Source organism: Burkholderia sp. HMSC10F09 (assembly GCF_001806955.1).
GTDB classification, from domain to species: Bacteria; Pseudomonadota; Gammaproteobacteria; order Burkholderiales; family Burkholderiaceae; genus Burkholderia; species Burkholderia multivorans.
The window spans coordinates 1-4,692 of the sequence record NZ_KV786721.1 but is presented as its reverse complement, the minus strand read 5'-3'; the positions used below and the strand labels follow the sequence as shown (position 1 = coordinate 4,692).

The 4,692-nt window shown below is 71.5% G+C and carries 1 pseudogene; it reads left to right on the top strand.

The annotated features are described in order from the left end of the window. Positions 1-4,692: pseudogene (locus HMPREF3115_RS15010) on the top strand (LWXIA domain-containing protein); the annotation flags it as partial.

The following is a 4,692-nucleotide window of genomic DNA, read 5'->3' as shown; positions in this document are numbered from 1 at the left end:
GAGCCCGCGCAGCCGGGCGACGCGGCGCCGACGCGCACGACCGCCGCCACGTCGGCCGACGAACCGGCCGCGACGGCCGCACGCGATACGTCGCAGATCCGGCGCGCATCGGCGAGCGTGCGCGAACGCTCGGCCGAGAACGATCACGACAACCGGCTCGTCTCGCACGCGGACCGGCAAAGCGCCGACACGCGCGCGATCCGCTACCGGCGCGTCGTCGAACCGGCGGACGGCGGCACGTCGAAGCCGCTGACGTTTCGCCAGCGCGTCGCATGGACGCTGCTGAACGCCGTCGATGCGTCGCCGCTGTCGGGCGGCTTCGTCGCACGCGAGGCCGACGTCACGCTGACGTCGCGCCGGCCGCTCGTCGAGCAGCACCAATACGGCGGCCGCACGCTGTACGTGGTGCGCAACGACGCGAACAACGGCGCGTTCGCGACGAAGGCCGGCACCCCGCTGAGCGGGCACGAACTCGCGCTCGATGCGCGCTACGCGTTTCGCGCACCGGCCGACATGCCGGAACCGATCGTGCTGATCGCCGAGCACGCCGATGCGCAACTGGCGCCCGAACTCGCGAACGTGTGGAACCGGTCGGTGTTCGTCGCGCCGCGCGGCGCACTCGCGGCGGACGGCACGCTGCGCGCGACGAGCGGCTACCTGCGCTACGATCCGGCGCCGCATCCGGAGGTCGAGCTCGGCGCGCTGCATGCGGACGGCACGACGGTATTCCACGCCGACACCGGCAAGCCCGTCGACCTCGACGAGCATCTCGGCGCGCTGATCGCGTTCGGCAACGAGAAAGGCGGCTTCGCGCTCGGCCGCGGCGCGGTGGTCGGACTATACGAGGACCTGACGAGCACGCGCGCCGCGCAGCACGACGCGGCGCTCGGCGAGAAGGCGGCGCTCGCGTTGCTGAACAAGCGCTTCGCGCTGCCGACGGTATCGATGGACGGCCCGTTCTCGCATGCGAATCGCGTCGCGGTGCTGTATCACCCGCGCGGCGCACTGCATACGCACGACGTCGAGCGCGGCGTGCTGTCGCGCACGCTGAAAGCCGACACGCTCGACCAGCTGCGCGCGCTCAAGACGCTGATCGCGGAGAAGCAACTCTACTTCGACGTGCAAGGCGTCTATCACGACGGCCGCCTGCTGATGACCGATCCGGGCCGGATCGAAACCGGCAGCGACGGCTACCGCGGCACGCACGACCGCGTCGACGATCAGCTGCAGCTACTCGAGCGCGGCGTCGAACGCGGCGACGTGACGCTCGCCCATCCCGAGATCGCCGAGACCGGCCAGGACGCCGCCAAGCCCGGCCTCCTCGCGCGCGTGCAGATGCGCTTCGGCGGTGCGCCGTTGCCGAGCGAGGTCAGCGCGCTTGCGCAGCAGTCCGGCACGCTCGCGCAGCAGCTGCGCATGCTCGACGACAACGGCTGGCGCGTGCGCGTCGGCAAGCGCGGCGGCGGCAGCCGGATCGATACGCGCAAGAAGCAGGTCACGCTCGACGGCGCGCTGTCGCATCCCGAATCGATGACCTACACGCTCGCGCATGAGGCGAAGCACGCGGTCGAGGCGATCGACGGGTCGCTCGGCCTCGACTACGGCGGCCGCCGCCGCTTCACGCGCAAGGCGCTCGAAGCCGAAGCGCGCGCACAGATCAATGCATTCGAAGCGCGCTACGAGATCAAAATGTCGAGCGGCGTCGATATCGGCGCGCACGTCAGGCTGCCCGACGCGATCCAGCGCATCGCGGACAGCTGGCAGCCGTCGCACGATTACGCAGGCACGGTCGCGTCGCTCGCCGACGCGTTCGCGCGCGCACCGGTGTCGGGCGCCCGCGGCCGCGATTACGAAGCGTTCTACGGCGACGCGTTCGATCGCGACGCCGCGCGCGCCGGCCGTGCGATGCCGGCGCCTGAAACCGCACCCGCGCCGCGCGACGAGCCGCGCTCGATGCGCGACATCCAGGCGCAGCGCGTCGCCTGGACGCAGGCGCACGTCGAGCGCAACGCGGCGCCGTTCGGTGCGGCCGAACCGTCCTCGCCCGCGACGATGGCGTTCGTGCGCGACGGCAACGTGCTGATCGACCGGCACGAGCGTGTCGCCATCGTGCCGGCCGAGTCGCGACGCGACGGCACGCTGCTCGGCCCCGACGGGCGTCCGGTCGATCCGCATACGTTCACGCTGCTCAACCCGCCGCCGCCCGATCCGGGCTACACGACGATCCTGTCTGCCCGCCATGCGAACGAAGGCGCGGCCGCGCAGCTCGCGAATCTGTGGCAGCGGCCGGTCTATGCCGCGCATCCCGATGCAGTCGGCCACGCCGGTGCGCTGTCGGACCTGTCGGGATTGAACCGCTACGTGCCCGCCGCGTACCGGCAGCCTTCGCTCGGCGAACTGGCCGTCGATACGCGGCACGATCGCCTGCATGTCGCGGGCGATCCGGCGCGCACCGTCGATCCGGCCGACTTCCTCGGTCCGATGCTCGGGTCGGGCGTGGAGAAGACGGTATTCGACGCCGGCGCCGGTCAGGCGATCGGCATTTACCGCGACGGCTCGCGCGACGGGATGCTCGATGCATACGAGGCGGTGGAACTCGACCGGCGCGGGCTCCACACGCTGAGTGAAACGTACGGGTTGCCGACCAGTACGACCGACGGCCCGTTCACCGTGCTCAATCGTATCGGCGTGGTGCTGAAGCCGTCCGCGCAGCTTAGCAGCGACGACATCCAGCTCGGCGCGAAACTGCCGGACATCGTCTCGCGCGCCGGCCTCGCCGATCTCGCGAAGATTCGCCGCGTCACGCAGATGCACCGGCTGCTGTATGACTTTCAAGTCCTGTTCGGCCGCAACGGCGACGTCATGCTGCACGATCCCGGCGAAGTCCGGCCGGGGCTCGATCGAGACGGCATCGTCGTCACGCAGATCGACAATGTCGCCGCGAAACTCCACGATGGCCTCGACAACGGACGCATCCGCCTCGCCCATCCGGCGATGACCGAGCAAGGCGCATACGCCCCGCGCGGCGGCACGATCGAGCGCGTCGTCATGCGGTTCCGCGGCGCCGTACTGCGCATGCGTGCCCATGCGCTCGCGTCGCGCTCGCCGACGCTCGCCGCGCAGCTGCGGCTCGCGAAAAGCGACGGCTGGAAGATCAGGCTCGGCGCGCGCGGCGAAGGTCATTACGTGGACGCCGAGCGGCGCACGATCGTGCTCGACGGCAACACGCGTCATGCGGGCACGCTCGTGTTCGCGCTCGCGCACGAGGTGCAGCACGGTGTCGACGTGACGACCGATGCGCTCGGCCTCGATCACGGCAGTCCCGAAGCCTACGTCCGGAGCCTGCTGCTGGCCGAAGCGCGTGCGCAGGTGAACGCGTATCGCGTACGCGACGAGATCCTCGCGGCCGGCGGTCGCGACATCGCGGCGCACGTGCAGTTGCCGGACGCGCTCGCGCGCGCCGCGCGCCATGCGTACGAGAGCGGCGACGCCGCGGCGCTGCAGGCGCTCGCGGACCGCTTCGGCGACACGCGCACGTCGCTGCCCGGCAATCCGACCTATCGCGTGCTGTACGCCGACTACGCGCGTGCGCTGACCGGCGACGCGCGGCTGCCGAGGCTCGCCGCGCCCGGTACGGGCAACCGGCCGGCCGGTGCGAACGGCGGCAACGTGCGCGAAAGCGCACGCATGAATCGGGCGCGCGCCTGGTTCGACGAGCGCGGCCTGCGTACGCTGACGCGTATCGAAGGCGCGCATCTGCCGGCGCTGCGCGATCTCGCGCGCGAGACCGGACGCAGCGCGCATTTGCTGATCGCGCGCGCCGATCCGGCGCCGAGCGCGGACGCGCCGCCGCATTTCATCGCCGAGGCCGAAGTCGACGTACACGGCGCGATCACGATCACGCGATACGATCGATCGCTGGCGCGCGACGAGCGGCGCGCGCTCGACGACGCAGTGTCACGCACGCGCGATGCGAATGCACGCGACCGGGCGGCCGCCGCGCGCCGCGACTTCGATTTCTATCGATCGCCGGTCACGGCCGCGGAGCTGGACGCGATGGGCGGCCCGTCGAAGATCGAGCCCGCGCACGGCGGCGACCCGGTTCGGCTGTCGCGCGTCGGGCGCATCGACGACGCGCTGGCCGCCGCGATCGACGCGCTCGGCTCGGTCAAGCACTACTCCAACGCGAACAAGGCGATCGCCGGCGCGCGCAACGCGGACACGATCTACGCGGTCGATCGGAAAACCGGCGACATCGTCGGCCATGCGACGCGCCATCCTGACAGCGGCGTCTGGTACTACGACGAAAATTCGCCGGTCGACGGCGCACGTGTGCAGACGCGCACGCTCGACGACGCGTTCCAGCGGCGCATCGATGCGCGTGTGCGGCGACGCGGCGCGCGTCACCGGATTCCGCTGTCGCGTGCGCGCCGGCGCGGCATTGCGTTCGTCGTGACCGAGATCGGCCCCGACATGATGGCGCGCATCGGCCGCTTCGATCCGATCCGCGCGCCGAAGAAGGACACGACGTACCGGTTGCCGTCGCGCGTGCGGCCGCGCTATCTGAGCCACGCGTCGCTCGCGTGGACGATGGATGCCGGCCATCGCGTCGCGCTGCTGACGCGTGCGCGCGCGGCTGCGCTGCTGCGGCGGTCGTCGGCGGCCGGCGCCTTGCCGCCGGGCACGGCCGCC